At 45.8% G+C, this 511-nt stretch carries 1 protein-coding gene; it reads left to right on the top strand.

Going from position 1 to position 511, the window contains the following annotated elements; all coding sequences use genetic code 11:
• Nucleotides 1–386: EF-hand domain-containing protein (locus tag BB427_RS05070; RefSeq protein ID WP_217492890.1), on the top strand; the 386-nt coding region annotated here is incomplete at its 5' end.
• Nucleotides 387–511 lie beyond the last annotated feature (125 nt).

The raw sequence follows: 511 nt of genomic DNA, 5'->3' as shown, positions 1-511 counted from the left end.
AAGGATCCATTCACACCTCAATGGTGTCAACAATCTTGAGAACTTTGGGGCAGACGTTCGTGGAAAGCGAGTTAAAAGAACTAATTATAGAAATTGATTCGGACGGCAGCGGTGAGCTAGAGTTCGACGAGTTCTTGGCACTGACAGCCAGGTTTCTGGTAGAAGAGGATTCTGAAGCCATGCAAGAGGAACTTCGAGAGGCCTTCAGGATGTACGATAAAGAAGGGAACGGGTATATCAACGTTTCGGACCTCAGAGAGATCCTCAGGGCTTTGGATGACAAACTGACAGAAGATGAGCTTGACGAAATGATTGCTGAGATTGACACAGACGGTAGCGGAACGGTAGACTTCGACGAGTTTATGGAGATGATGACTGGTGATTGAAGACTTCCTCTCCCTTGTGATCCATTATTACGGGGAATGTAAAGCACAGTTACACCTCCAGCCGTAAAGGAACTCTCTTCACCTTCACAATCTTTCGGTTAAATCACATAAATAGATCACCCTGG

Origin of the sequence: Pseudoalteromonas sp. BMB (genome assembly GCF_001709235.1) — a bacterium.
GTDB lineage: Bacteria > Pseudomonadota > Gammaproteobacteria > Enterobacterales > Alteromonadaceae > Pseudoalteromonas > Pseudoalteromonas maricaloris.
The sequence above is the reverse complement of the archived record's forward strand: the minus strand, read 5'-3'. Positions and strand labels throughout refer to the sequence as shown.